General features: G+C 66.8%; 1 pseudogene. It reads right to left on the bottom strand.

The features are described from left to right. A pseudogene (locus ABWV33_RS22395) lies at window positions 1–1,891 on the bottom strand (hypothetical protein); the annotation flags it as partial.

Raw genomic sequence — 1,891 nt, 5'->3', positions numbered from 1 at the left:
GGGTGACCGGCGCCGACTGGCCGCCCGCATCTTCGGTCGATGTGGCCGACAGGGTGCCGGTCAGCACCAGCCCGTCCGCTGCCGGGCTTTGCGTGGAATAATCCGCCGGGAAGCTCAGTTGCAGTGCCAGATATTGCGCCTCGGTACCGGTGAAGGTCAGGGTGCCGCCCGCGCCCGGATTGTAGCTGATCGTGCCCGCCGGAACCCCCAGCACCAGCACGTTCGGCGGCAGATCCGCCAGGCTGAGGCTCACCGTGTCCAGCGCTTCCGCCGGCAGCCCCGGATCACTGTCCGAGACAGAGATGGCCCAGGCATCGGAGGGCGTCACCACCACCCGCGCATCGGTCTCGGCAGTCACCAGTTCGTCGATGTCAAAGTCGATATCGCCCGCAGGCGCAACCGTGATCACCTGCGGGGTGCTGAGCGATCCTTCCGGGCTCAGCGCCGTGATCACCGAGGTGATGGTGCCTGAATAATCCCCCGGCAGCTGCAGCGTCAGCGCCGCCGCCTGCGCCATTGTGCCAGACCAGAGCCCGGTTCCCGCATCCAGCGTGCCGCCATTGACCTGCGCGCCCGGCGGCAGATCGGTGAAGGCGATCTCTACCGTCGTGCTGTCCTCGGAGTTGTCCCGGTCCGTCGCCGCAACCGTGATCTGCAGATCCACCGTCACGCCGCCGCCATCAACGCCGTCACCATCTTCAACCGCCCCCACAGCCGCAGGGGCTGCAAGCGTCACGTCCAGCTCATAGGACACAACAACATCCAGACGCGCCAGGCCAAAGCCGCCCTCGTCCGAGACCGCCGCCACTTCGGCATAAAGCGCGGTCGCGGGGTTCTGTGTCGAGTAATCGGTGGGCAGCGACAGCACTAGGTTCTGGTACTCGGCCAGGGTGCCGATGAAGTTCAGCGTCGGGTTGGTCAGCGGCGCAAAGCTGGCACCGCCATCGGTCGATACCCGCGTACCCGGCGGCAGCGCGTTGAACACCACCGCCACCAGTGCGATGCTTTCCGAACCATCCATGTCCGTCACCTGCGGCACCAGGCTGTTGGCTGGGGTGAACAGCACCGGCGCGTCGGTCTCGGCCAGGGTCACCGTCGCATCCTCAAGGAGCACGTCACCCTCTTCGGTGATCAGCACGGGGATATCCCCCGTCGCCGTGCCATCGCTGGTGGTCACCGTCAGCGCCGCCTCCAGCGTCGTGGCCGGGTTGGTTGTCGAATAATCGGTCGGGAAGATCAGCTTGACCCCGGCCGGGTCCACGCCCGAGCCCGTTGCAAGCGTCAGATCAAAGGTAAAGGTGCCGTTGCCATTGTCGGTGAACTGGCCCAGGCCGCCGTCGCCTTCGACCATCATCCCCGGTGGCAGGCCGGGCAGGGTGAAGCTCAGGCTCTCCACCGTCTCGTTCGGGTCGCTCACCAGCACAGAGATGAAGTCCGACAGCAGCACCTCGACCGGCGCGTCCGTCTCGGCCGTCACAATGGCTCCGTCAATCACGATGTCCGGCGTCGGCGTCACCACAATCGCCTGTGGCACGCTCTCGACACCCTCGGGCGTCGTCACCGTGATCGTCGACAGGATCGCCCCGCTGTAATCGCCCGGCAGGCTCAGAACCAGCGCCTCGGCCTCAGCCACCGTGCCGGTCCAGCGCCCGCCGCCCGCATCCAGGGTGCCGCCATTGGCCGTGGTCGCGGCCGGAAGGCCCGCAAAGCGGATCTCGACCGTCGCCGCAAACCGCGGATCGGAAGGATTCTCGGTCTCCGAGCCGTCCTGGTCGGTGATCGCAATCTCGATGCCCAGATCCACATCCACACCCTGGCTGCTGCCCGGAACCCCATCATCCTCGGAGGCGATCCGCAGCCGCGGCGCGGTCAGGGTGATGTCTTCGGTGGC

It is taken from the genome of Phaeobacter sp. NW0010-22, from assembly GCF_040365955.1.
In the GTDB taxonomy this organism is placed as follows: Bacteria; Pseudomonadota; Alphaproteobacteria; order Rhodobacterales; family Rhodobacteraceae; genus OMPR01.
The sequence above is the reverse complement of the archived record's forward strand: the minus strand, read 5'-3'. Positions and strand labels throughout refer to the sequence as shown.